The following is a 21,523-nucleotide window of genomic DNA, read 5'->3' on the forward strand; positions in this document are numbered from 1 at the left end:
AAGGTCAGTACCCACCAAAGGTCAGTACCCACCAAAGGTCAGTACCCACCAAAGGTCAGTACCCACCAAAGGTCAGTACCCACCAAAGGTCAGTACCCACCAAAGGTCAGTACCCACCAAAGGTCAGTACCCACCAGAGGTCGGTAGATCCACGCCATGCGTGGATGAAGGCGGTGCCGACCAAGATCGGCAGCTACCCACCATTGCGCGGGCCTAACAAAAAAGCCGCTGCAGGGCAGCGGCTTTCTCGTGTCAGGCGGCGTGGTGTCAGATCAGAGATCGACCCGGCGGGCCTGCATGAACTTGTTGCCCCAGTAGCCGCTGAGCAGGGTGTCCACGCGCACGTCCTTGCCCGAGCTCGGTGCGTGCAGGAAGCGGCCATCACCCACATAGATGCCGACGTGATCGACGCGGCCCTTGCGGCCGAAGAACACCAGGTCACCGGCGGCCAGCGCGGTGCGGTCGTTGATCAGTTCGGCGTTGTCGTCGTGTGCCATTTCGCGCGAGACGCGCGGCAGCTCAATGCCCAGGGCCGAGCGGAACACGTAGCCGACCAGACCACTGCAGTCGAAGCCGCTGTCCGGGTTGCTGCCGCCCCAACGGTATGGGGTGCCCAGCAGGGTCATCGCGCGACGCAGCAGCGACTGCACCTTGCCATTGTCGGCCGCGGTGCCGACAACGCTGCCATTGGCAGCGCTGCTGGTGTCGTAGTTGGCGAGGAGGCGGCTGAGGTCACCGGCCACCACGGCCGAGCGGTCCATCAGCGGAATGGTGTCGTTGGCGGCCAGGTGAGGCAGCAGGGCGGCCAGGGTAGCGCTGGCGGCGGCGTCGACGCGGCTGCGTTGCGGAGCGGCAGCCTCGGCCTTGGCGGCCGGTCGGGCGGTGCTCTCGGCCACCGGGGCCGGGCTCACATCGGAACGGTTCGGAGCAGTCTGCGACCAGGCCGGAAGGCTGGTCAGACACAGTGCCAGGCCAAGCAACAGCGGGCGGGCACTACGTGAAGATACGGAAGTCTGGCCTTCGCTTTTCAGGTCGTCAGTCGTCACGCGTCGGTCACAGGAAAAAAACGATGGGGCATCATGCCCTGTAAAAGCGCGGATAAGTTAAAAATTCCGTTAGTAATTCGTTAGTTGCATGGTGATGTTTGTCACAGTTTTGAACATATCGCCTGTTCATTTTAGCGAAGGACGCGTTTCGCCCCTGTGTAGTGGTCCTTCCAGTAGGGACCGCTGATCGAGTCGAGGCGCACGGTGCCGCCGGTGCTCGGCGCATGCACGAAACGCCCTTCACCGACATAGATACCGACATGGGTGACGCTGCCGCGGCTGCCGAAGAACACCAGGTCGCCGGTGGCCAGGCGCTGCGGATCGATCTTCGGACCCTGTACCGCCGCCAGGTCGCGCGAGGTGCGCGGCAGTTTCAGGTCCAGCATCTCGCGATAGACATAGGCCACCAGGCCGCTGCAGTCGAAGCCGGAATCCGGGGTGTTGCCGCCATAGCGGTAGGGGGTGCCGACCAGGCTGATGGCACGCATCAGCACCGAGTTGGCCGCCTCGGGGTTGTCCGGCACGGTCTTCGGCCAGTTCGCGGTCGGCGGGGGCGGAGCGGGGCGGGTGGCCTTGCCGCCGCCGCAGGCGGTCATTAGCACGGGCAGGGCCAGCAGCAGGGCCGGGGCGAGGAGCCGGCGCAGGCCGGACGAAACTGGCGTGATGTGCATGTTCTCCGGATAATGCGCCACCTTGGGATTGGCCGTCATGATGGCGGCGTCCCCGCCGGGCGACAACCCGCCCCAACCCGCCTGCCTCCGGCAGATCCAGACAGAGTTGCGCATGAAGATCGAAAAAGACCGCGTTGTCCGCTTCCACTACACCGTTTCCGAAGTCGGCCAGGAGCCGATCGAATCGTCCAAGGACCGAGGCGAGCCGCTGGCGATCCTGATCGGCCACGGCAACATCATCCCGGGCCTGGAAAACGCCATGATGGACAAGGAAGCCGGCGCGACCTTCAGCGTTGACGTCAACGCAGCCGATGCCTACGGCGAGCGCCGCGAGGGCCTGTCCCAGCGCGTGCCGAAGAAGCATTTCGGCAACACCAAGCTGGCTCCGGGCCAGCAGGTCGTGCTGCAGACCAACTTCGGCCCGCGTGCGGTGACCGTGCAGAAGGTCGGCATGAGCGTCGTCGACGTCGACCTGAACCATCCGATGGCCGGCAAGGACCTGCACTTCGACGTGGAAATCGTCGATGTGCGCGAAGCCGGCAAGGAAGAGATCGACCACGGCCACGTCCACGGCGACGGCGGTCACCACCACTGATCGCAGCGCGATCATGATGGCAGCAACGGCCCGCTTCGGCGGGCCATTGCGTTTCTGGAACACGGCGCGGCCATCCATGGCACGCGGGCCGGCGGCATAATGGCGGACCTGCCCGACGGACGCCCCGTGAACGCCGCTTCTCCTTCCCTGCAGCCGGTGGCTTCCGGCGAACGCATCGCCGTGCTGGACGTGCTGCGCGGTGCTGCGCTGCTGGGCATCCTGCTGATGAACATCGAGGCCTTCAGCGGACCGCTGGACCTGGCCTTCACCGGCATCGACGTGCATTGGCAGGGTATTGACTACTGGGCCGATGCCTTTGTCTACGTGTTCGTGCAGGGCAAGTTCTTCACCCTGTTCTCGTTGCTGTTCGGCGCCGGCTTCGCGGTGATGGCGCAGCGCGCCGAGGCGGCCGGGCGTGACTTCACCCCGTTCTACCTGCGCCGCAGCGCTGGCTTGCTGCTGATCGGTCTGTGCCACGCGCTGCTGGTCTGGTCCGGCGACATCCTGGTGATGTACGCGTTGGTCTCGTTGCCGTTGCTGGCCTGCCGCGAGGCGCCGCGCAGCTGGCTGCCGTGGATGGGTGTAACGGTCTATCTCGGCGGTGTGGCGATGATGCTGCTGGTCGGCGCGATGGTGTCGATGGCTTCGGCGGAGGACGTGCGGAAGATGCTCACCGACGCGCAGCAGAGCATCGATCTGCAGCGCCTGGTGTACGGGCAGGGCAGCTGGATGCAGGCCAATGCGCAGCGGCTGAGCGAGTTCGGCACGTCGATGGGGGCGATGCTGATCACCGGCCCGGAAGTGCTGGGCATGTTCCTGATCGGCAGCTGGTTTGCCGGCAGCGGCGCGCTGGCCACGCCGGATCGCTTCCCGCGGCTGTATGCGGTGTTGCGTTGGGGGGCGCTGCCCTTCGGCCTGCTGGTCACGCTGCTGGGTGTTGCCTGGAAGCCGTATCTGGCGCCGGGCGCTTACGATCTGCCGGTTACGGCGGCGATGGCGCTGGTGACGATCGGCGGTCTGCCGATGTGCCTGGGTTACCTGGCTTGGATCGTACACTGGCGCGCGCGGCTGGGCTGGCTGGCGCCGGTCGGGCGCATGGCGTTGACCCATTACCTCGGCCAGTCGCTGCTGTGCACCTGGCTGTTCTACCACTACGGCCTGGGCGCGTTCGAAACGATGCCACGCAGCGTGCAGTTGATGTTCGCGCTGCTGCTGTTCACCGTGCAGGTGGGCATCTCGCACGTATGGCTGCGCCGCTTCCGCTTTGGGCCGATGGAATGGCTGTGGCGCGCGATGACCTATCGGCAGTGGCCGCCGATGCGGCGCGAGGCCGGCCAGGGCTGATCGATGCAGGGCGCGCGCGAGGATGTGATCGTGGTCGGCGCCGGTGCCATTGGACTGGCTGCCGCACTCGCGCTGCGCGCACAGGGCCGGCAGGTACGCGTGATCGACCGTGGGCGTGTCGGCGGCGCGACCTCGCATGGCAACTGCGGCACCATCACCCCCAGCCACGCGCCACCGCTGGCAGCGCCCGGCGTGCCGTTGCGCGCGCTGCGCTGGATGCTCGATCCGCGTGCGCCGCTGTACGTGCGTACACGCCTGGACCCAGCATTGTGGCGCTGGCTGCTGCAGTTCGGGGCGCGCTGCAACGCACGCGACTGGCTGCACGCCACGCGGGCACGCGGCGCATTGTTGAATGATTCACGGCTGCGCCTGGCGCAGTGGGTGCAGACGCATGCGCTGGACTGCGAGTTCGAGGCGCGCGGTCTGGACTATGTGTTCGGTGACGCCCGCAATTTCGATCACCACGCTGCCGAGTGTGAGGCGCTGAACGCACAGGGCATTGCCTCGGCGCGCATTGATGGCACCGACTACGCGCGTGACAATCCGGCGTTCCATGATCGCCTTGCCGGTGCGATCCACTTCCCCGGCGATGCCCAGCTGCGTCCGGACCGCTACACCGCCGAACTGGCGCGCGTGCTGCGGGCACAGGGCGTGGTGATCGAAGAGCAGTCGGACGTGGAGGATTTCAGCGCCGATGCGCAGGGTGTGCGCGTGCGTGTCGGTGAACGCATGCTGCTGGCGCGCGAGCTGGTGCTGGCGACCGGGCCGTGGTCACCGTGCTGGGCGCGGCAACTGGATCTGCGCGTGCCGATCCAACCCGGCAAGGGCTACTCGCTGACCTGGTCACGACCGGCGCAGGTGCCGCAGCGTCCAGTCGTGCTGAAGGACCATTCCGTGTTCGTGATCGCCTGGCGCGAAGCGCTGCGGCTGGGCGGCACCATGGAATTCGCCGGTGCCGATCCGCAGCTGCGCACGACCCGCCTGCAGGCCTTGCAGCAGGCCGCCGACCACTACCTGCGCGCGCCCCGTGGTGTGCAGCTGCAGGAGCAGTGGTGCGGGTGGCGCCCCATGAGCGTGGACGACGTGCCGTTGATCGGCCGCGCGCCCGCGCATCCTCACGTCTGGCTTGCAGCGGGGCATGGCATGCTCGGCATCAGCATGAGCGCCGGCACCGGCCAGCTGATCGCCGATCTCGTCTGCGGCCGCACGCCGGCGATCGATCCTGCCCCTTACCGACCCGAGCGATTCCGATGAGCACTGCACCCTATGATTACGACCTGATCGTCCTTGGCGGTGGTTCCGCCGGCCTGGCTGGCGCGATCCGCGCCGCGCAGCACGGCAAGCGCGTGGCGCTGCTGGAGCCTGGTGAACTGGGCGGGACCTGCGTCAACGTCGGCTGCGTGCCGAAGAAGGCCATGTGGCTGGCGGCCGACCTGCACGAGCGCATCGGCCTGGCCAGTGCGATGGGTTTCGATGTCAAGGCACGCCCGGCATTGTCGTGGAAGGAGCTGGTGATCCATCGCCAGGCCTACATCAGCAACATCCACACCAGCTACCACAAGCGCCTGGACGAAACCGGCGTGGTGCGCATTCCGGCGCGCGGTCATCTGCTAGATGCGCATACCGTGGCCTGCAGCGATGGCGTGCGTTACAGCGCTGAACACATCCTGATCGCCACCGGCGCGCACCCGCTGCGGCCTGACATCCCCGGTGCCGAACTGGGCCTGGTTTCCGATGATTTCTTCGATCTGCGCGCGGCACCGGCCGAGGTGGCGATCATCGGTGGCGGTTACATCGCGGTGGAGCTGGCCGGCCTGCTGCAGGCACTGGGCAGCAAGGTGAGCCTGCTGGTGCGTGGCCAGCGGCTGCTGGATCGCTTCGATTACGAGCTGACCGATCAGCTGGCCGAGAACCTGAAGCAGCAGGGCGTGCGCATCCATTTCGGCTATCGCCTGCGCGAACTGCAGCGCGATGGCGAACGCGTACGTGCATTCGGCCATGATGGCCCGCTCGACAGCGTGTTCGACGCGGTGTTCTTTGCCACCGGCCGCCGTGGCAACAGCCGCGATCTGGGCCTGGAAGCGCTCGGCATCGGTATCGGCGAACACCAGCAGGTGCAGGTGGACGAATGGCAGACCACGTGTGTGCCGAGCGTGCACGCGGTGGGCGACATCGCTGGCAAGGTCGGCCTGACCCCGGTGGCGGTGGCCGCTTCGCGGCGGCTGATGGACCGCCTGTTCGGTGGCCGCCCGCAGTCGAAGATGGATTACGAGAACGTGGCCAGCGTGGTGTTCTCGCATCCACCGCTGGGCGCGGTGGGCATGAGCGAAGAAGAGGCGCGCGCGCGGTTCGATCAGGTGAGCGTCTACCACAGCCGTTTCCGTCCGATGCTGCAGGCGCTGGCCAACGGCACCCAGCGCAGCCTGTTCAAGATGGTCTGTGCCGGTCCGGAAGAACGGGTGGTGGGCATCCACCTGCTGGGCGAAGCGGCCGACGAGATCCTGCAGGGCTTTGCGGTGGCGGTGAAGATGGGCGCGACCAAGGCCCAGTTCGACGACACCGTGGCGATCCACCCGACCTCGGCCGAGGAAGTGGTGCTGATGCGCTGAGCTGGACGGTTTTAGAGCCGAGCGCAGGCTCGGCTCTCCAGGTCACCAGGCGCACCCATGCGACAATGGACGCCCTTACGCCTTCCCTGGCCGCCCCGTGCGGCCCGCCGTCGTCCTGATGTCCAGCCCCGCTTCCCGTATCGCCACCGCTTCCCCACGCATCGCGCTGGGAGGCATCGGCCTGGCCGCGATCGGCGCCATCGCCGCCTCCGGCAAGGCCATCATCGTCAAGCTCGGCCTGCGTCACGGCGTGGATGCCACCACGCTGCTCGCCCTGCGCATGCTGATGGCGCTACCGCTGTTCGTGCTGATGGCACTGTGGGCCGCGCGCCGGACCGAGCCGCTGTCCTGGGCCGACCGCGCCCGCGTGTTGTGGCTGGGCTTCACCGGCTACTACCTGTCCAGTCTGCTCGACTTCCAGGGCCTGCAGTACATCAGCGTGACCCTTGAGCGCCTGATTCTTTACTTGAACCCGACCCTGGTGCTGCTGATCAACGTGCTGCTGGCGCGCCAGCGGCCCGGTCGGTGGCAGATCGGCGCGCTGGTGCTGAGCTATCTGGGCGTGCTGCTCGCCTTCGGCCACGATCTGCAGCGCGAGGGCGGGCAGATCATCGTCGGCAGCCTGCTGGTACTGGGCAGTGCGCTCAGCTACGCGCTGTACCTGTTCGGCAGTGGGCAGGTGGTCGCACGCATCGGCGCGGTGCGGTTGACCGCCTATGCCAGCTGCGTGGCCAGCGTGCTGGTGCTGCTGCATTTCGCGGTGACCCATTCGCTGCCGTTGCTGTGGCAGGCACCGGCGCCAGTGCAATGGCTGTCGCTGGTCAATGCCACCGTGTGCACGGTGCTGCCGGTGCTGGCGATCATGCTGGCGGTGCAGCGCGTGGGTTCGTCGCTGGCCGCGCAGGTCGGTATGCTGGGCCCTGTTTCCACCATCGTGATGAGCCTATGGCTGCTCGACGAACCGATGGGGCCGGCGCAGATCGCCGGCACCGTGCTGGTACTGATCGGCGTACTGTTGGTGACCCGCCTGCGGCGCTGACACCGGAGCAGGCGCGTGCGCGCATCCTGGCGGTGATCCGCGCGATCCCCGCAGGGCAGGTGATGGGCTACGGCCAGGTGGCGATGCGCGCGGGCCTGCCCGGGCGTGCACGCCTGACCGCGCGCATCCTGGGCCAGAACGACGACCCGGACCTGCCCTGGCACCGCGTGCTGCGCTCGGATGGGCGAATTGCCATGGAAGAAGGGTCGGCCGGATGGCGCGAGCAGTCACAGCGGTTGCGCGCGGAGGGCGTAGTGGTGGAGAACGGCCGGGTGCGGATGCCGGCGGCTGATCCGGCAGCGGCACTGGATGCCGCTGTGTGGGGCCCGGGATGAGCACCGCTGGCGACTGAACAGGCCGGACCTGAGGGCCGCCAACAAGACACGGTGCTGCGGCTATGATGGAGGCCGTTCCATGCCGGTACTCCCATGTTCCCGCGACTGCCAACCGTCACCAAGGCCCTGCTGATCGCCAATGCGATCCTGTTCCTGCTGCAGCAGCCGTTCCTGCTCGGCATGCAGACCTTCGAGCCGTTCATGCTGCAACCGCTGCAGCAGGGCTTCGATGCGTTCTCGCCGGGCGGCAACTTCCAGCCGTGGCAGCTGCTGACCTATGGCTTCCTGCATGGCAGCTTCGGCCACCTGTTCTTCAACATGCTGGCGGTCTTCATGTTCGGCGCGCCGCTGGAGCAGACCTGGGGCGAGAAACGCTTCCTGCTGTATTACCTGGTGTGCGTGGCTGGTGCAGGCGTCTGCCAGCTGCTGGTGGGCACGCTGCTGGAAAACCCGGCGACGGTGCTGGGCGCCTCCGGTGGCGTGTTTGGCCTGCTGCTGGCCTACGGCATGCTGTTCCCCAACCAGCGGGTGATGCTGCTGTTCCCGCCGATCCCGATGAAGGCGCGGACCTTCGTGATCCTGTTCGGCGTGGGCGAACTGGTGCTGGGCATGACCGGCTGGCAGCCGGGCGTGGCCCATTTCGCGCACCTGGGCGGCATGCTGTTCGGCTGGTTGCTGATCCGCTACTGGCGCGGGCAGCCGCCGTTCAACAAGCGCCGCCCGCCCGGCCCCCCGAAGCGCCCGAACCATCTGCGCAGCGTCAAATGATCCGAAGGATCACTTGACGCCCAGGTGCCGACCGTTGGTCGGCACACCGCTACAGGTCCCGCAGCACCACCTGCGCCGCATTGTGCCCCGGTGCACCGGTAACACCACCGCCGGGATGGGTACCCGACCCGCACAGATACAGGCCGGGAAGGGCGCCGCGATAGCCGGCCTGGCCGACCATCGGCCGCGCCGAGAACAACTGGTTGGCGCTCAGTGCGCCGTGGAAGATGTCGCCGCCGACCAGGCCGAAGGTGCGTTCCAGATCGAGCGGGGACAGCACCTGACGACCGAGCACGCTGTCAGCGAAGCCGGGCGCATAGCGTTCAACGGTAGCGATCATCAGGTCGGCTACCGTGTCGCGGTGGTCATCCCAGTGACGCCCATCAGGAAGTACCGGCGCCACGTGCTGGCAGAACAGGCTGGCCACATGCTGCCCGGGCGGTGCGAGTGAATCGTCCAGCGTACTGGGTATCAGCATTTCCACGATCGGTTCGCGCGACCAACCGTCGCGGCGCGCATCCAGCCAGGCGCGATCCATGTAGTCCAGGCTGGGTGCCATGATGATGCCGGCGCTGAGGTGATCGCCCGGACCGGGCAGGGCGCGGAACTCCGGCAGCCGCGACAGCGCCACGTTCATCCGGAAGGTGCCGGAACCGCAGCGCCAGTTCGTCATGCGTTCGCGTGTGGCAGCCGGTACCTGCGCCGGCTCCAGCAGCTGTTCGTACAGCAGCTTCGGATTGACGTTGGCGACCACCGCGCGTGCACGCAGGGTTTCGCCGTTGGCCAGTTCCACCCCCACGGTGCGGCCCTGTTCGGTCAGTACCCGTCGCACGCCGGCATCCACGCGCAGCTCGGCCCCGGCCTCGCGCGCCGCGCTGGCGATGGCCTGGCTGATCGCGCCCATGCCACCCATCGCATGGCCCCATGCACCCTTCACGCCATTGCACTGGCCGAACACGTGATGCAGCAACACGTAGGCGCTGCCCGGTGTGTATGGACTGGCATAGTTGCCGACGATGCCATCGAAGCCGAACAGCGCCTTGATCGGCTCGCTCTCGAACCAGCGGTCCAGGTATTCCGCCGCCGACAGAGTGAACAGGTCCAGCAGCTCCTGCCGCAGCGGTGCATCCAGCGCCGCCAGTTCGCGGCCGAGCTTCCCCATCTGCCAAAGTGCGGGCAGGCCGCGCCAGCCGCCGGCGACGCCGATGTCCGGTGGCGCGCGGAGAGCCCACGCGCGCAGTACATCGGCGAAGATCTCCAGGCGTGCTTCGTACGCTGGCAGGCGCTGTGCATCCCGAGCGGAGAATCCAGCGACTTCGGCCTGGGTGCGGCCAGGTGCCGACAACAGGTAGCGGTCGTCGGGCAATGGCAGGAAGTTGTTGGCCGGGCGCGTGACAATGCGCAGCCCATGCGCATGCAGTTGCAGGTCTTCGATCACCTTCGGTTGCAACAGCGACACCGTGTACGACGCCACCGAGTTGCGGAAGCCGGGATGGAACTCCTCGGTGACCGCCGCTCCGCCGAGCACGCCGCGCCGTTCAAGGACCAGCACCTTCTTTCCGGCCTTCGCCAGATAGGCCGCACAGACCAGGCCGTTGTGGCCACCCCCGATGATGATTGCATCCCAGGACATCAGCACCTCAAAAAAAGGGGACGGAGGGGATCAAGTCGCAATTCGCACTGGGTCGGCAGCGGTGGGCAGAAACGACTTAATCCCCTCCGTCCCCTTTTTTTATCGCCGCTTCGATGGTGGCGATGTCGATCTTCTTCATCGGCATCATCGCGTTGAAGGCGCGCTTGGCCAGTGCCCTGTCCTTGCTGGTCACCGCTTCGATGAGCATGCGCGGGCTGATCTGCCAGGAGATGCCCCAGCGATCCTTGCACCAGCCGCATTGGCTCTCCTGGCCACCGTTGCCGACGATCGCATTCCACAGGCGGTCGGTCTCGGCCTGGTCCTCGGTCTGGATCTGGAAGGAGAACGCTTCGCTGTGCTTGAACGCGCTGCCGCCGTTGAGGCCGACGCAGGGAATGCCGCAGACGGTGAATTCGACGGTCAGCACGTTGCCTTCCTTGCCATCCGGGTAGTCGCCCGGCGCGTGATGCACGGCGGTGACCGCGCTGTCGGGCAGGAGGCTGGCATAGAAGGTGGCGGCCTCGAGCGCGCCGTTGTCGTACCAGACACAGATGGTGTTCTTGTGTGCCATGTCGGGGCTCCGCGATGGACGAGGCCGCAGCGATAGCACGCCGGGTGTTAAGCCGGGATCGTGCTGCACCTGCAAAAAAAGGGCGCCCGAAGGCGCCCTCTGCATTGCCAGTTGCAGCAGTTCACTCAGCGCCAGACCTTGATCTGCTCGGCTTCGCTGCGCTGCATCGGCTGGCCGGCCTTGCAGCTGAAGGTGGCACCGAACGCCGGCAGGTTGGCCAGCGTGCCGTTGCTGCGCCATAGGCCCGGTGCACGGATGTCGGCGGTCAGGCGACGCACGGCCTCGTTCGGCGACAGCTGCTGCGCCCACAACGCCGACCACGCGCGGAAGAAGCCCTGTTGCTGTGCCGGCTTGGCCTTCGGCTCCTGCGCGGTGTACGCGGCCCACGCCAGTTCCAGGCCGGCGATGTCGGCCAGGTTCTCTTCCTGGGTGAGCGTGCCGTTGACCTTGGCACCCTTCACGCCCGGGAAGTCGTACGCGCTGTACTGCGCGGCCACGCGATTGCCGAGCAGGGTCCAGGCGGTCTTGTCGGCCGGGGTCCACCAGCTGCGCAGTTCGCCCTTGGCATCGACCAGTGCGCCCTTGGCATCGATCGCACGGGTCAGCTCGTGGCCGACCAGGCCACCGAAGCTGCCGAACTTGTCGGCAGCGTCGGCCTTGGCGTTGAACACCGGCCCCTGCAGGATCGCAGCGGTGACGATCAGGCGGTTCTGCGCCAGATCGTAGGCCAGCGACGGCTGCTGCGGCAGCACGTCCCAGCGGCGGTCGGCGTTGCCCTTGCCGATGCGCTTCATTTCCTCGCGATGGCGCCAGGTCGACGCGATCAGCATGTTGCCGCCGAACGAGCCGCGGCCCATCGGCTGCACGCTGTAGTCGAGGTCGCGCAACGGGGTGCCGATCTCGATCTTCAGCGCGGCCAGCTTGGCCTGCGCTTCGGTCTTGGCTTCGGCACTCATCCAGCTGCTGTTCTTGACGGCTTCGATCTGTACTTCGCGCACCTTGTCGACGATCCACGCCGCCTGGCGACGATCTTCGGCGGACAGGTAACGGGCGGCGTATTCGCGACCGAGCATCGGGCCGGCGGCCACGTTGATCGCCTCCAGCACGTCTTCCCAGCGCTGCGGCGGCAGGGTTTCGCCACGCAGCACGCGGCCGCGGAACTCGAATTCGGCGTCGCGGTAGGCCTTGGACAGGTAGGGCGCCATCGAGTCGCCCACGCGCCAGCGCAGGTAGGCCTTCCACTGGTCCGGCTTGAGCTTGGTGACCATGCCATCGAGCTGCTTGAACAGGCCCGGGTCGGCCAGCGAGACCAGGTCGTCGTCCACGCCCTGGGCCTTCAGGAACGCATCCAGCTGCAGGTTGCGGTAGCGGCTGTTGAGCTCCTTGGTGGAGATCGGCGCGTAGTTGTTGAATGGGTTGTTGATGCCGGCCAGCGACTGCGCGTTGCGCGCCAGTTCGGTTTCCAGTGCGATCACCGATTGCGCCTCGGCATCCAGCTTGGCGGCCGGAGTGCCGGTCAGTGCCAGGATCTGCTTGACGTAATTGCGGTAGCGGCCCATCAGCGCCACGGTGTCGGCGTCGGTGCGGGTATAGAACGCCGGGTCCGGCAGGCCCATGCCGCCCTGCATGAAGTAACCGATGTGGCGGTCCAGCGCCTTCAGGTCCACGTCCGGGCCGAAGTTGAAGGCCACCGGGATGCCGACCTGGTGCAGCGCGGCGATCGAGGCCGGCACATCCTTGGCCTTCTTGATCGCGTTGATGCGGGTCAGCAGCGGGGCGATCGGATTGGATCCGTCGGCTTCCACGGCGGCTTCGTCCAGGCCGCTGGCCCAGAAGTCGCCCAGCAGTTTCTGCACGTTGCCCTGCGGCGCCTTCATGGCTGCGTCGAGCAGTTCACGCTGCTGCTGACGGCTGCGGTCGACCAGCTGGCCCAGCGCGGTGGTGGCACCGGTCTGTGGCACCGGGTTGGCCTTCAGCCAGCCTGCGTTGGTGGCGTCATAGAAGTCGCTGCACTGGGCGCTGACGGCCGGGGCGCGCGCGGCCTTCTTCTTGGCGGCGGCGAACGCATCATGGGTCGGGACCAGGGTCGCCAGGCTGATGCCCAGGGCGATGGCAAGCGGACGGAAATTGGGCATGTGGAACGAATCCGTGATGGATTGAGGGCGCGCGCACTATAGCAAGCCGGGAAGCTGCCCGGGATGAGGGACCGGGAATGCAACCTTCCGGATAAAAAAATCCCCCTGCCGAAGCAGGGGGAGGAGAGATGGCTGGGGGCCGTGCAGACGACCCCACACCCAAGAGTGGAACATTCGCTCGACTTGCTTAGAAGTCGTAACGAGCCGACAGGCGAACCTGACGCGGTGCGGTGTAGCCCAGAGGCTGGTTGTAGCGCTGATCCGGCGTCACGCGATCGGTTGCGTAATTGCTGTAGTAGAACGTCGGCTCCTGGCGATTCAGCACGTTGAGTACGTCGGCCTGGAGGGTCAGCTTCTTGTCAGCCCACAGCGGGGTGTAAGCCAGCGACAGGTTCAGGGTGTAGTTCCACGGCGTGTCACCCTTGCTGCCACGTGCCGAGAAAGCGTAGTCGCTGGACGGCGGGATGTAGCCTGCCGAGCCCGGAGCGGTACCGCTGCCTGCCAGGCCGCAGAAGTGATAGTAGGCGCCGTTGTACAGGCCCTGGTCTGCAGTCGGGTAGAAGCTGGTGCAGGAACGCGGACGACCCGAATCGATCAGCAACGAACCACCCACGCGCCATTCTTCGCTGATCTGGTACGCGCCGAATGCCTTGATCTGGTGTGCACGGTGGTTCGGCAGTCGGCCGTTTGCACCGACCATCAGCTGCGGCAGGTCCCAGTCCTGCGTGGCCGACACGTCGGTCTGGCCACCGGTACCGGTGTCGAGGTCGGAAGCCAGCTGACCTTCAGTGTTGCCGTAGTTGCGCGAGAAGGTGTAGTTGATCTTGCCGTTGAACTTCTCGCCGATCGAGCCTTCCAGGAACAGGTCCAGTGCGTAGTAGCGACGCTTCAGCTTGGGCAGGTTCAGCTCTGCTGCTGAATAGGTCACCTGCTCGAAGCTGCCGTCTGCCTGCTCCTGCCAGAAGGTGTTGGATTCACCCGGATTGAAGATGAAGCAGCCACCGCCCAGCGCCGGTGTGCAGGTATCGTCGATTGCGCTCTTCAGGTCACGGTAGGTGAACTTCGCACCCCAGGTCAGGTTGCTGTTGAGCACCTGCTCCATGCCGATGATGTACTCGTCCTGATAGTGGGACTTCAGGTTCACGGCTGCCACGGTGCGCGGATCCGGAGCGTCACCGCATTCGAGGTTGGACGAGATTGCATTCGGCTTGCCGGGGCAGGTGTAGCCCTTGCTCTGGTCCACGGGCACGTTCACCAGGCCGGTCGGCGTACCATCGGCGGCGACGCCGGTGTAGGTGAAGTACTCCATGGTGTACAGAGAGCCGGAAGCGGCGCGCACGGCGACGTTGTTCGGCAGTGCCAGGTGGTAACGGCCGGCATTGGCAAACAGCTTCAGGGTCGAATCACCATGGACGTCCCAGACAGCGCCCAGGCGCGGAGCCCACTGGTTGTCCTGCTTGACGTACACCTCACCGGCGCTGGTGTAGTTCTTGAAGGTCTCGTTGCGCAGGCCCAGCTGCAGCAACAGGTTGTCGGTAACCTGCCAGCGATCTTCGATGTACTGCGCGCTCTGCTTGGTCTTCACCTGAGCAATCTGGGTGTAGTACTGCTGGCGCACGTAGTAGCCCTGGTTGCCCAGGCCGCCGGCTGCGGCCGGGGAGCCTACGCCATGGGAGGCGTCAATGGCGGCGTTCGGGTTGTTGGTGCGCGAGTAGACCCAGACGAAACCGCCACCGTATTCGCTACCGGTGAACGACTCCGCTTCCATGTTGTCCAGACCCGCTCGAAGGTCGTGGTTGCCCAGACGATAGTTGACGTCGAAGCGGAAGCCCTTGGTTTCGTCATAGGCGCCCGGGACGTTGACGGTAGCCGCAGTCCAGCAACCTGCGTAGTTGGCAGCCGGAATGCCTGGTGCGCGCGTGGTGGCCGAAGACGAGGTGCGCGGGCACGCCGGGTTGTAGCCCCAGGGCGACTGGCTGTGATCGACCTTCTGCGTACCGTACAGGGCCGAGATGGTCAGGTCGTCAGTCAGGTAGCCGGTGTACTTGCCGACGTACAGACGTGCCTTGTCTTCGTTGTAGGTGCCTGCGTTCTGGACGTTGCCCGGGGTTCCGGTGGCGTAGTCGTAGGTGTAGCCATCGCTGTAGTACTTGGTGACGTCGGATACACCGGTCAGCTCAAGGAGATGGTTGTCGGTGATGTTCCAGTCGATCTTCGCAGCCCAGCGGGGGTACTCGTACTCGTACTCCTGCCATGCATTGGTGGTGGTCGCCGCTGCCTGCGATGTGGAGGCCACGCCTTCACCCTGTCGCTTGGTCAGTTCGACGTTTGCGTAGAAGAACAGCTTGTCCTGCACGATCGGGCCGCTGGCATAGATGCCGCTGCTCTGGGTCCAGCTCTGGGACTTCTTGCGAGTCTGGTACAGCTTGCCGTCGGTGCGCTTGGTCGGGTCGGCGTTGTCATCGCCGTAGAAGCCCGTATTCGGGAAGTACAGGTCCTTGGGGTCCGAACGAAGCGATTCCGGGCTCCAGTAGGTGTACGCACCGGCATGGAACTCGTTGGAGCCGCGCTTGGTGACCACGTTCACCACACCACCGGTGGCGCGACCAAACTCGGCACCATAGCCGCCCGTGAGCGTCTGCTGCTGGGCCAGGGCATCGAAGGGCAGCGTGGTGAAGCCGATGGAGGTCAGCGGATTGGTGACCGGATAGCCGTTGATGTAATAGGCATTCTCGGAGGAGGCTGCACCACCGAAGCTCGGTACCGTATTGCCATTGGCGGTATAGGCGGAGTTGGACACCACGCTCGGTGCCAACAGGGCGATGCTGGCAATGTCACGGCCGACGGCGATCTTGTTGATCTGCTCGGCGGTGAACACGGTGCGGGTGTCGATCTGGGTAACGTCCACGCGCGGAACAGCTGCAGCGGTTACTTCCACGCGGTCCAGATTCTGCACATTGCCGCCCGCGCCGAAGGAGACGTCGGTACCGCTGGCAATGATCACCTGCACGGAGTCGCGGGTCGCCACGACCTCGCCGTTCTTCTGCAGGGTGACCTTGTAGTTGCCGTTGGGCAGGTCAGCTGCACGGTAGCGGCCGTTCTTGTCCACGGTCACGGTGCGGCTCAAGCCGGTGCCCAGATTCTGGACGGTCACGGTGCTGCCAGGCTCGCCAGAACCATAGATGTTGCCGGTCACGGATTGGGCGTGTGCGGCGCCCGCCAGGCACAGGCCCAGCGCCACAGTCAGACCCGCGCGACGCAGCTGCTTGGAATGCTTGCTCATCGAGTTCCCCGAAAGTGAATATTGAAAATTAACAGGGGTTGAACAGACCCCTGAATCAATGAATAACAGATGAACTCACATGGGCGCAACCGATTCGTAATGTTTTTTTCACAGATCTGCGCTAAGCCCTTGTGGCACAAGGGCTTGACGTCGATCACAAAAAAGGCCCGGAACCAGGTCCGGGCCTTCAAGAGCCTTCCGACATCGCCGGATGGCGCCAAAAACTCACATTTTATTCAGGTTGAGTGGACGTTCTGATCGCTCTTCACGGCTTACCAGATCACCACCTGCTGGTCGCCGCTGCGGGCCATCGGCGAACCGGCCTTGCACTGGAACGCGGCGGCGAAGGTCGGCAGGTTCGACGGCGCACCCATGGCGCGGAACTGCGCCGGGGCGTGCGGGTCGGTCGCCAGGCGGACCTTGGCGTTCTCCGGGGTGTACTTGGTGCGCCACACGGTGGCCCAGTTGAAGAAGAAGCGCTGGTCGCGGGTGAAGCCGTCCACCTTCGGGTCTTCCTTGCCGGCGCTGGCCTTCTGCAGGGCATCGTAGGCGGTAGCCAGGCCGCCCAGGTCGGCGATGTTCTCACCCAGGGTCAGGTGGCCGTTCACCGCCTGGCCGTCGACCTTGTACTGGTCGAACTGCTTGACCAGCTTGCCGGTCAGGCCTTCGAAGTTCTTCTTGTCAGCGGCGGTCCACCAGTCTTCCATGTTGCCGGTCGGCCCGAAACGTGCGCCCTGGTCGTCGTAACCGTGGGTCATTTCGTGGCCGATCACCGCGCCGATGCCGCCGTAGTTCAGTGCGTCGTCGGCCTTCGGATCGAAGAACGGCGGCTGCAGGATGGCGGCCGGGAACACGATCTCGTTCTGCAGCGGGTTGTAGTAGGCGTTGACCGTCTGCGGGGTCATGCCCCACTCGGTCTTGTCCACCGGCTTGCCGATCTTGGACAGGTTGAACTTGTAGTTGAACTCGTTGGCCGCGCGCACGTTGCCCAGGAAGCTGTCGCGCTGGGTCTGCAGGCCCGACCAGTCACGCCACTTGTCCGGGTAGCCGATCTTCGGGGTGAAGGTTTCCCACTTGGCGATGGCCTTGGCCTTGGTTTCATCGCTCATCCAGCTCAGGCCCTGGATGCGGTCCTTCAGCGAGGCGGCCAGGTTCTTCACCAGTTCTTCCATCTTCGCCTTGGCTTCCGGCGAGAAGGCCACCTTCACGTACAGCTGGCCAAAGGCTTCACCGGCGTCATTCTCGATGGTGCCCAGCACACGCTTCCAGCGCGGCTTCTGCTCCTTCTGGCCGTTGAGGGTTTTGCCGTAGAACTCGTAGTTCTCCTGCACGAAGGCATCGGCCAGGTACGGCGAGGCGCTGTCCACGGTGTGGAAGCGCAGGTAGGCACGCCACACCGACGGATCGGTGTCGCCCAGCGCCTTGCTCACTTCCTCATGGAAGGCCGGCATGGCCAGCGAGAACTTCTCCGGTGCGGCCACGCCCTGCGACTTGAAGAACTCGGTCCAGCTGAAGTTCGGGGTCAGCTTGTCCGCGTCGGCCACGGTGACCGGGTTGTAGTACAGCTCGACGTTGCGCGAAAGTTCGACACGCGACTTGGACGCCTTGGCCAGGCGGGTCTCGAACTTGACCACGTCCTCGGCCTGCTTGGCAGCGTCGGCAGCAGCGACGCCGGACAGCTCCAGCACCTTGGCGACGTGCGCCTGGTAGGCCTTCAGCTTGTCGGCGTTCTTGGCATCGGTGTAGTAGGTGCTGTCCGGCAGGCCCAGGCCGCCCTGGCTGGCGTAGGCCATGTTCACGGCCGAGTTCTTGAAGTCGGCTTCGGCGCCGAAGCCGAACAGGACGTTGTCACCCTTGGCGGCGCTGGTGCGCAGGTAGTTGGCGATGGCCGCCTTGTCCTGCAGGCCATCGATCGCGGTCAGGTCGGCCTTCAGCGGCTCGATGCCCTGGGCGTTGATCTTGGCCTCGTCCATGCCGGTGGCCCACAGGTCACCGACGATCTTCTCGATGTGGTTCGGGGTCTTCACCTGCGCGACCTGTTCGGCCAGCTGGTGCTGCACGGCCACCGAACGCTCGTCGAGGATGGTGAAGGCGCCCCAGCTGGTGCGGTCGCCCGGGATTTCATTGGCGGCCAGCCACTTGCTGTTGACGTAGTCGCCGAAGGCGCCACAGGCGTCCTTGCTGGTATCGAGGTCGCTGGGCTGGAAGGCGTTGTAGGCCGGCAGCTTGCTCTCGTCCAGCGTGTAGTTTGTGGCTTCGGCGGCAGCCGGCGTGGAGGCGGTGGCATCCTTGGCCGGGGTTTCGTTCTTGCCGCAGCCAACCAGCGCGGCCGAAACGGCCAGGGTCAGCAGCACGATCTTGGGAGTACGGGTCACTTTGATGGCCTCCAGGCCGAGTGAGTCAGGGAAGGGCCGCAGGGACGGCCGTGGGCCGAACGATACGCCGCCGGCCTGGCCTGCAAGGGTGTCGAAGGTCATGGGCGGGCGCAAGGGCCAGAAACGGAAAAGACCCGATGCGGGACATCGGGTCTCAGGGCGGCCTCAGTCATGGGAGGCGCTGTTCAGGGTAACGCTCCGGGTGCGATGAGCAGCACCGATGCCCTTGCGGGCAAGCATCCGGTTTCCGCAGGGAGGCCCCTCGATGAGAGGCTCCCACCATCCTGCGGCTGTGCTTACTTCCTGCCGAAGTCGTACTGGGCCTGGACGTAGATCGCCCTTCCGTAGGCGTTGTACAGGGAGTTGTTGTACGGCACGTCGATGTTGCCCGCGTAGGAGTGCTGCTGGTTGTCCGGCACCTTGTTGAACAGGTTGTTGACCATCAGCGAGAACGTCAGGTTGTCCATCGCGCGGTAGTTCACGCTCAGGTTGTACGTCGTGTAAGAGCCCCACTTGCCAGCCTTGTAGCCGGACGTCGGATCGACATAGTCATAGCCACGGCCCAGGTAGGACAGGTAGTTCGGCGTGCGGCCGATGTAATTGAAGTACAGCGTGGTGGTGAACTTGTCGATCGCCCAGCCGATCGAGCCGTCAGCCCGGACCTTGGCGTAGGAGTCGTACACCCACATTGCGTACGGGTTGCCCAGCAGATCCAGGAACGGGTCGTTGAGCTGCGGCTGCAGTTCACGCTTGAGCATGTTGGTGTAGTTGCTGGAGAACTGCAGCGAACCGAAGCGACCGATGTCCTGTACGTACTTGAAGCTGGCAGTGACCGCCTCGAGGTTCTGCCGTGCCACGTTCAGCTTCGGCGTGTAGATCTCCTCCAGCGCGCCGGTGGCATCACGGGTGACCCAGTTGGCCACTTCCTCGCAGGTGGCGCCGGCGGTGTTGGTCAGGCCGTTGCGGCAGTAGTACTCGGCCAGCAGCAACTGGTCGGAGCTGAGGGTGTTGACCTCGTTCTTGATCTTCCAGTTGTAGTAGTCCAGGGACACCGACAGGTTGTTGATCGGCGCCCACACCAGGCCCGCGTTCCACACATCGGCGGTAATCGGCTTCAGCTCCGGATTGCCCGACTGGGTGCCGAACACCGACACGCTGCCGTAGCGGCAGTCGACCGTGTTGGACGGATCGAACCCGAGCTGGCCACAGCGGTAGTAATCCTTGGACCCATTGGCGTAGTAGCCGCTCTTGCCCTGGAAGGCATCGGGCAGGGACGGGGCGCGGAACGCGGTGCCGTACTTGCCGCGGACCAGCAGGCTTTCGAAGGGGCGGAACTCGAGGCCGATGCTGTAGGTGGGCTTGTCTACGGTATGGCCGGCGATCTTGAAGTTGTCGTAGCGGCCGGAAGCGGTGACCGTCAGCATGTCATGCAACGGCAGACGCAGTTCGCTGGTGACAGCGTAGTTGCTGCGATGGCCGTTGCCCGCCACCGAGGTGGTACCGAACACCGTACCGTCGGTCAGGCGCACGTCCGGCGTGTAGTTCCACCCTTCGCTGCCGCCTTCAACCACGGCGGCAAAGCCGGCGTCGCCACCGGGCAGCCTGAACAGCGAGCTGTTGGTGATCTGCGCGCGGGTCTGGGTCTGCCAGGTGCGGCTGCGGCTGGTGGTGAAGCCGGTGAAGCTCTGGAAGGCCCCTTGCGGCAGCTGGGAATAGAAAGCGCCCCAGTTCGGGTTGTAGATGTTGTAGCCGTCGTCGGTCTGGCCCAGCACCGGTCCCAGCACGTTGTCGGCAAACCAGTTGTTGATCGGGTCGTTCCAGCGTGCATAGCCACGCTCGTTGAGCTTGTACTCGCCGCGGGTGACGCTGGCCTCGTAGTCCCAGTTGCTGCCGATCGCGCCGCGTGCACCGAGCGTGACCTGATAGGACTTGCTGCGGTCGGTATTCATGATGTCGCGGTAGCCAATGCCGCCGATGTCTTCGGGTGCGAACACGCGTTGCAGCCCCAGATAGCGACCACTGGACTGATCGAAGAACGGACCCATGCTGATGTCCGTGCCCCAGTAGTTGTAGCCGGCACCGGTGTTGTACTTGACGGTTTCGTAGCTGTAGAGGACATCGCCGAACAGCTGCAGGTTGTCATTCACATCGTAGGTCAGCGACGAATAGAACTGGCTGCTTTCCTTGCTGTTCTTGATCGTCTTGTAACCCGCACCGAACGCGGAGCCGCAGGATTGTCCAGCGCGGCGCGTACCGAGGATGGTGGTGCCGCCGAACTGGCCGGAAACGCCGGCGCAGTTGTTCGGATCCATCATCAGGAAATCATTGGTATCCGCGTCGAAGACCAGGAAGTCGTTCGAGGGCAGCTGGCGCGTGTAGCCATGCGGATTGTTCTGCTTGGTGATGTCGCGCTGGTAACCCCAGATCGGGTTGGTCTTTTCATACTGCACATTGACCAGGGCGCGGAAGCGATCGTCCTTGCTGTTGAAGCCATTGGCGCCGCTCACGCGGAAGCTGGCGCCACCGCCATCGGAATAGGCGCCGCCGCGCACGTTCAGCGTGCCGCCGTCCATGCGTTCCTTGAGGATGATGTTGACCACGCCGGCGATCGCGTCCGAACCGTACAGGGATGACTGGCCACCCGGCAGCACCTCGATGCGGTCGACGATGTCGATGGGGATGCCGCTGATGTTGTTGAACGCGTCGCTGCCGTTGTACAGCGCCGGATACGAGAGCATCGGGCGGCCGTTGATCAGGTACTTGGTGTAGCCCGGGTTCAAGCCGAACATGCCAGCCGCTTCAGCACCCTGGGTGAAGGATGCCGAGGTCTGGCCGCCTTGCAGGCCGCCGGTGGTCAACGAGGACTGCTGCAACACTTCGGCAACGCTGGAGAAACCGCGCGCCTGAATCGCCTCGGCGCTGATGGTCAGCACCGGCGTCTGGTTTTCGATCTGCGTCTGCGGGATCAGCGAGCCGGTGACCGTGACCCGGTCCAGGTTGGTCGCGGCCTTGCTGCTGTCCTGGGCGAGTACGGTGGCGCTGCTGCCGGTCAGCAACAAGCCGCAGGCGACGGCGTGGGTGAGCGGGTGGTGCGAGAATGCGAAGCGACGACGAGACAT

Annotated in this window: 15 protein-coding genes; 7 read left to right on the forward strand and 8 right to left on the reverse strand. The window is 65.2% G+C overall.

What is annotated here, in order from left to right:
* Positions 1 to 272 precede the first annotated feature (272 nt).
* Together AC5P9F_RS09760 and AC5P9F_RS09765 are read right to left on the reverse strand one after the other, a co-directional pair.
* The gene (locus AC5P9F_RS09760) at positions 273 to 1,046 is read right to left on the reverse strand and encodes a C40 family peptidase (protein WP_005410517.1); all 774 of its coding nucleotides are present in this window, start codon (positions 1,044 to 1,046) and stop codon (positions 273 to 275) included.
* Positions 1,047 to 1,177: 131 nt separating this feature from the next.
* Positions 1,178 to 1,756 (reverse strand): C40 family peptidase, encoded by a 579-nt coding sequence (locus tag AC5P9F_RS09765; RefSeq protein ID WP_012480916.1) that lies wholly within the window; start codon positions 1,754 to 1,756, stop codon positions 1,178 to 1,180.
* A 73-nt stretch (positions 1,757 to 1,829) separates the two neighbouring features.
* Between AC5P9F_RS09765 and AC5P9F_RS09770 the strand changes: the two genes are divergently transcribed.
* The 7 genes from AC5P9F_RS09770 (at position 1,830) to AC5P9F_RS09800 (ending at position 8,407) form a co-directional block, all read left to right on the forward strand.
* Positions 1,830 to 2,312, forward strand: coding sequence for an FKBP-type peptidyl-prolyl cis-trans isomerase (locus AC5P9F_RS09770; protein WP_012480915.1), 483 nt, complete (start codon positions 1,830 to 1,832; stop codon positions 2,310 to 2,312).
* Positions 2,313 to 2,411: 99 nt separating this feature from the next.
* Positions 2,412 to 3,656, forward strand: coding sequence for a DUF418 domain-containing protein (locus AC5P9F_RS09775; RefSeq protein ID WP_005410514.1), 1,245 nt, complete (start codon positions 2,412 to 2,414; stop codon positions 3,654 to 3,656).
* 3 nt (positions 3,657 to 3,659) lie between these two features.
* Positions 3,660 to 4,910, forward strand: a complete 1,251-nt coding sequence (locus tag AC5P9F_RS09780; protein ID WP_076739741.1) for an NAD(P)/FAD-dependent oxidoreductase — start codon at positions 3,660 to 3,662, stop codon at positions 4,908 to 4,910.
* On the forward strand, positions 4,907 to 6,265 hold the full coding sequence (gorA, locus tag AC5P9F_RS09785; RefSeq protein ID WP_076739740.1) for a glutathione-disulfide reductase: 1,359 nt from the start codon (positions 4,907 to 4,909) through the stop codon (positions 6,263 to 6,265). Before AC5P9F_RS09780 ends, gorA begins: the two co-directional genes overlap by 4 nt.
* Positions 6,266 to 6,383: 118 nt before the next feature.
* Entirely contained in the window at positions 6,384 to 7,304 is a 921-nt protein-coding gene (locus AC5P9F_RS09790) for a DMT family transporter (RefSeq protein WP_076739739.1), read from the forward strand.
* Positions 7,301 to 7,639 carry an MGMT family protein gene (locus tag AC5P9F_RS09795; protein ID WP_223846496.1) on the forward strand — a complete coding sequence of 113 codons (339 nt, stop codon included), beginning with the start codon at positions 7,301 to 7,303 and terminating at the stop codon, positions 7,637 to 7,639. Before AC5P9F_RS09790 ends, AC5P9F_RS09795 begins: the two co-directional genes overlap by 4 nt.
* A 93-nt stretch (positions 7,640 to 7,732) precedes the next feature.
* Entirely contained in the window at positions 7,733 to 8,407 is a 675-nt protein-coding gene (locus AC5P9F_RS09800; protein ID WP_005410509.1) for a rhomboid family intramembrane serine protease, read from the forward strand.
* Positions 8,408 to 8,456: 49 nt separating this feature from the next.
* On the opposite strand, the gene AC5P9F_RS09805 is transcribed toward AC5P9F_RS09800, so the two are convergent.
* From AC5P9F_RS09805 to AC5P9F_RS09830, 6 genes are all read right to left on the reverse strand, one after another.
* Positions 8,457 to 10,040: a phytoene desaturase family protein gene (locus tag AC5P9F_RS09805; RefSeq protein WP_043034752.1), complete on the reverse strand. Its 1,584-nt coding sequence runs from the start codon at positions 10,038 to 10,040 to the stop codon at positions 8,457 to 8,459.
* A 76-nt stretch (positions 10,041 to 10,116) separates the two neighbouring features.
* Positions 10,117 to 10,611: a VOC family protein gene (locus AC5P9F_RS09810; RefSeq protein WP_043034753.1), complete on the reverse strand. Its 495-nt coding sequence runs from the start codon at positions 10,609 to 10,611 to the stop codon at positions 10,117 to 10,119.
* A 125-nt stretch (positions 10,612 to 10,736) separates the two neighbouring features.
* Positions 10,737 to 12,746 (reverse strand): M13 family metallopeptidase, encoded by a 2,010-nt coding sequence (locus tag AC5P9F_RS09815; RefSeq protein ID WP_043034754.1) that lies wholly within the window; start codon positions 12,744 to 12,746, stop codon positions 10,737 to 10,739.
* A 187-nt stretch (positions 12,747 to 12,933) separates the two neighbouring features.
* Positions 12,934 to 16,029, reverse strand: a complete 3,096-nt coding sequence (locus AC5P9F_RS09820; protein WP_012480906.1) for a TonB-dependent receptor — start codon at positions 16,027 to 16,029, stop codon at positions 12,934 to 12,936.
* Positions 16,030 to 16,301: 272 nt separating this feature from the next.
* Complete coding sequence (locus tag AC5P9F_RS09825) at positions 16,302 to 18,404, reverse strand: M13 family metallopeptidase (protein WP_043034822.1); 2,103 nt, start codon at positions 18,402 to 18,404, stop codon at positions 16,302 to 16,304.
* A gap of 296 nt (positions 18,405 to 18,700) precedes the next feature.
* Positions 18,701 to 21,523 (reverse strand): TonB-dependent receptor domain-containing protein, encoded by a 2,823-nt coding sequence (locus tag AC5P9F_RS09830; protein ID WP_043034756.1) that lies wholly within the window; start codon positions 21,521 to 21,523, stop codon positions 18,701 to 18,703.

The sequence above is a fragment of the Stenotrophomonas sp. YJH_SMC_4 genome (assembly GCF_059371575.1).

Bases quoted from the DNA above. Each gene is read 5' to 3' on its own strand.
- AC5P9F_RS09765 (WP_012480916.1), bottom strand. From the start codon at position 1,756: ATGACGGCCAATCCCAAGGTGGCGCATTATCCGGAGAACATGCACATC.
- AC5P9F_RS09770 (WP_012480915.1), top strand. From the start codon at position 1,830: ATGAAGATCGAAAAAGACCGCGTTGTCCGCTTCCACTACACCGTTTCC.
- AC5P9F_RS09775 (WP_005410514.1), top strand. From the start codon at position 2,412: ATGGCGGACCTGCCCGACGGACGCCCCGTGAACGCCGCTTCTCCTTCC.
- AC5P9F_RS09780 (WP_076739741.1), top strand. From the start codon at position 3,660: ATGCAGGGCGCGCGCGAGGATGTGATCGTGGTCGGCGCCGGTGCCATT.
- gorA (WP_076739740.1), top strand. From the start codon at position 4,907: ATGAGCACTGCACCCTATGATTACGACCTGATCGTCCTTGGCGGTGGT.
- AC5P9F_RS09790 (WP_076739739.1), top strand. From the start codon at position 6,384: ATGTCCAGCCCCGCTTCCCGTATCGCCACCGCTTCCCCACGCATCGCG.
- AC5P9F_RS09800 (WP_005410509.1), top strand. From the start codon at position 7,733: ATGTTCCCGCGACTGCCAACCGTCACCAAGGCCCTGCTGATCGCCAAT.
- AC5P9F_RS09805 (WP_043034752.1), bottom strand. From the start codon at position 10,040: ATGTCCTGGGATGCAATCATCATCGGGGGTGGCCACAACGGCCTGGTC.
- AC5P9F_RS09810 (WP_043034753.1), bottom strand. From the start codon at position 10,611: ATGGCACACAAGAACACCATCTGTGTCTGGTACGACAACGGCGCGCTC.
- AC5P9F_RS09815 (WP_043034754.1), bottom strand. From the start codon at position 12,746: ATGCCCAATTTCCGTCCGCTTGCCATCGCCCTGGGCATCAGCCTGGCG.
- AC5P9F_RS09820 (WP_012480906.1), bottom strand. From the start codon at position 16,029: ATGAGCAAGCATTCCAAGCAGCTGCGTCGCGCGGGTCTGACTGTGGCG.
- AC5P9F_RS09830 (WP_043034756.1), bottom strand. From the start codon at position 21,523: ATGTCTCGTCGTCGCTTCGCATTCTCGCACCACCCGCTCACCCACGCC.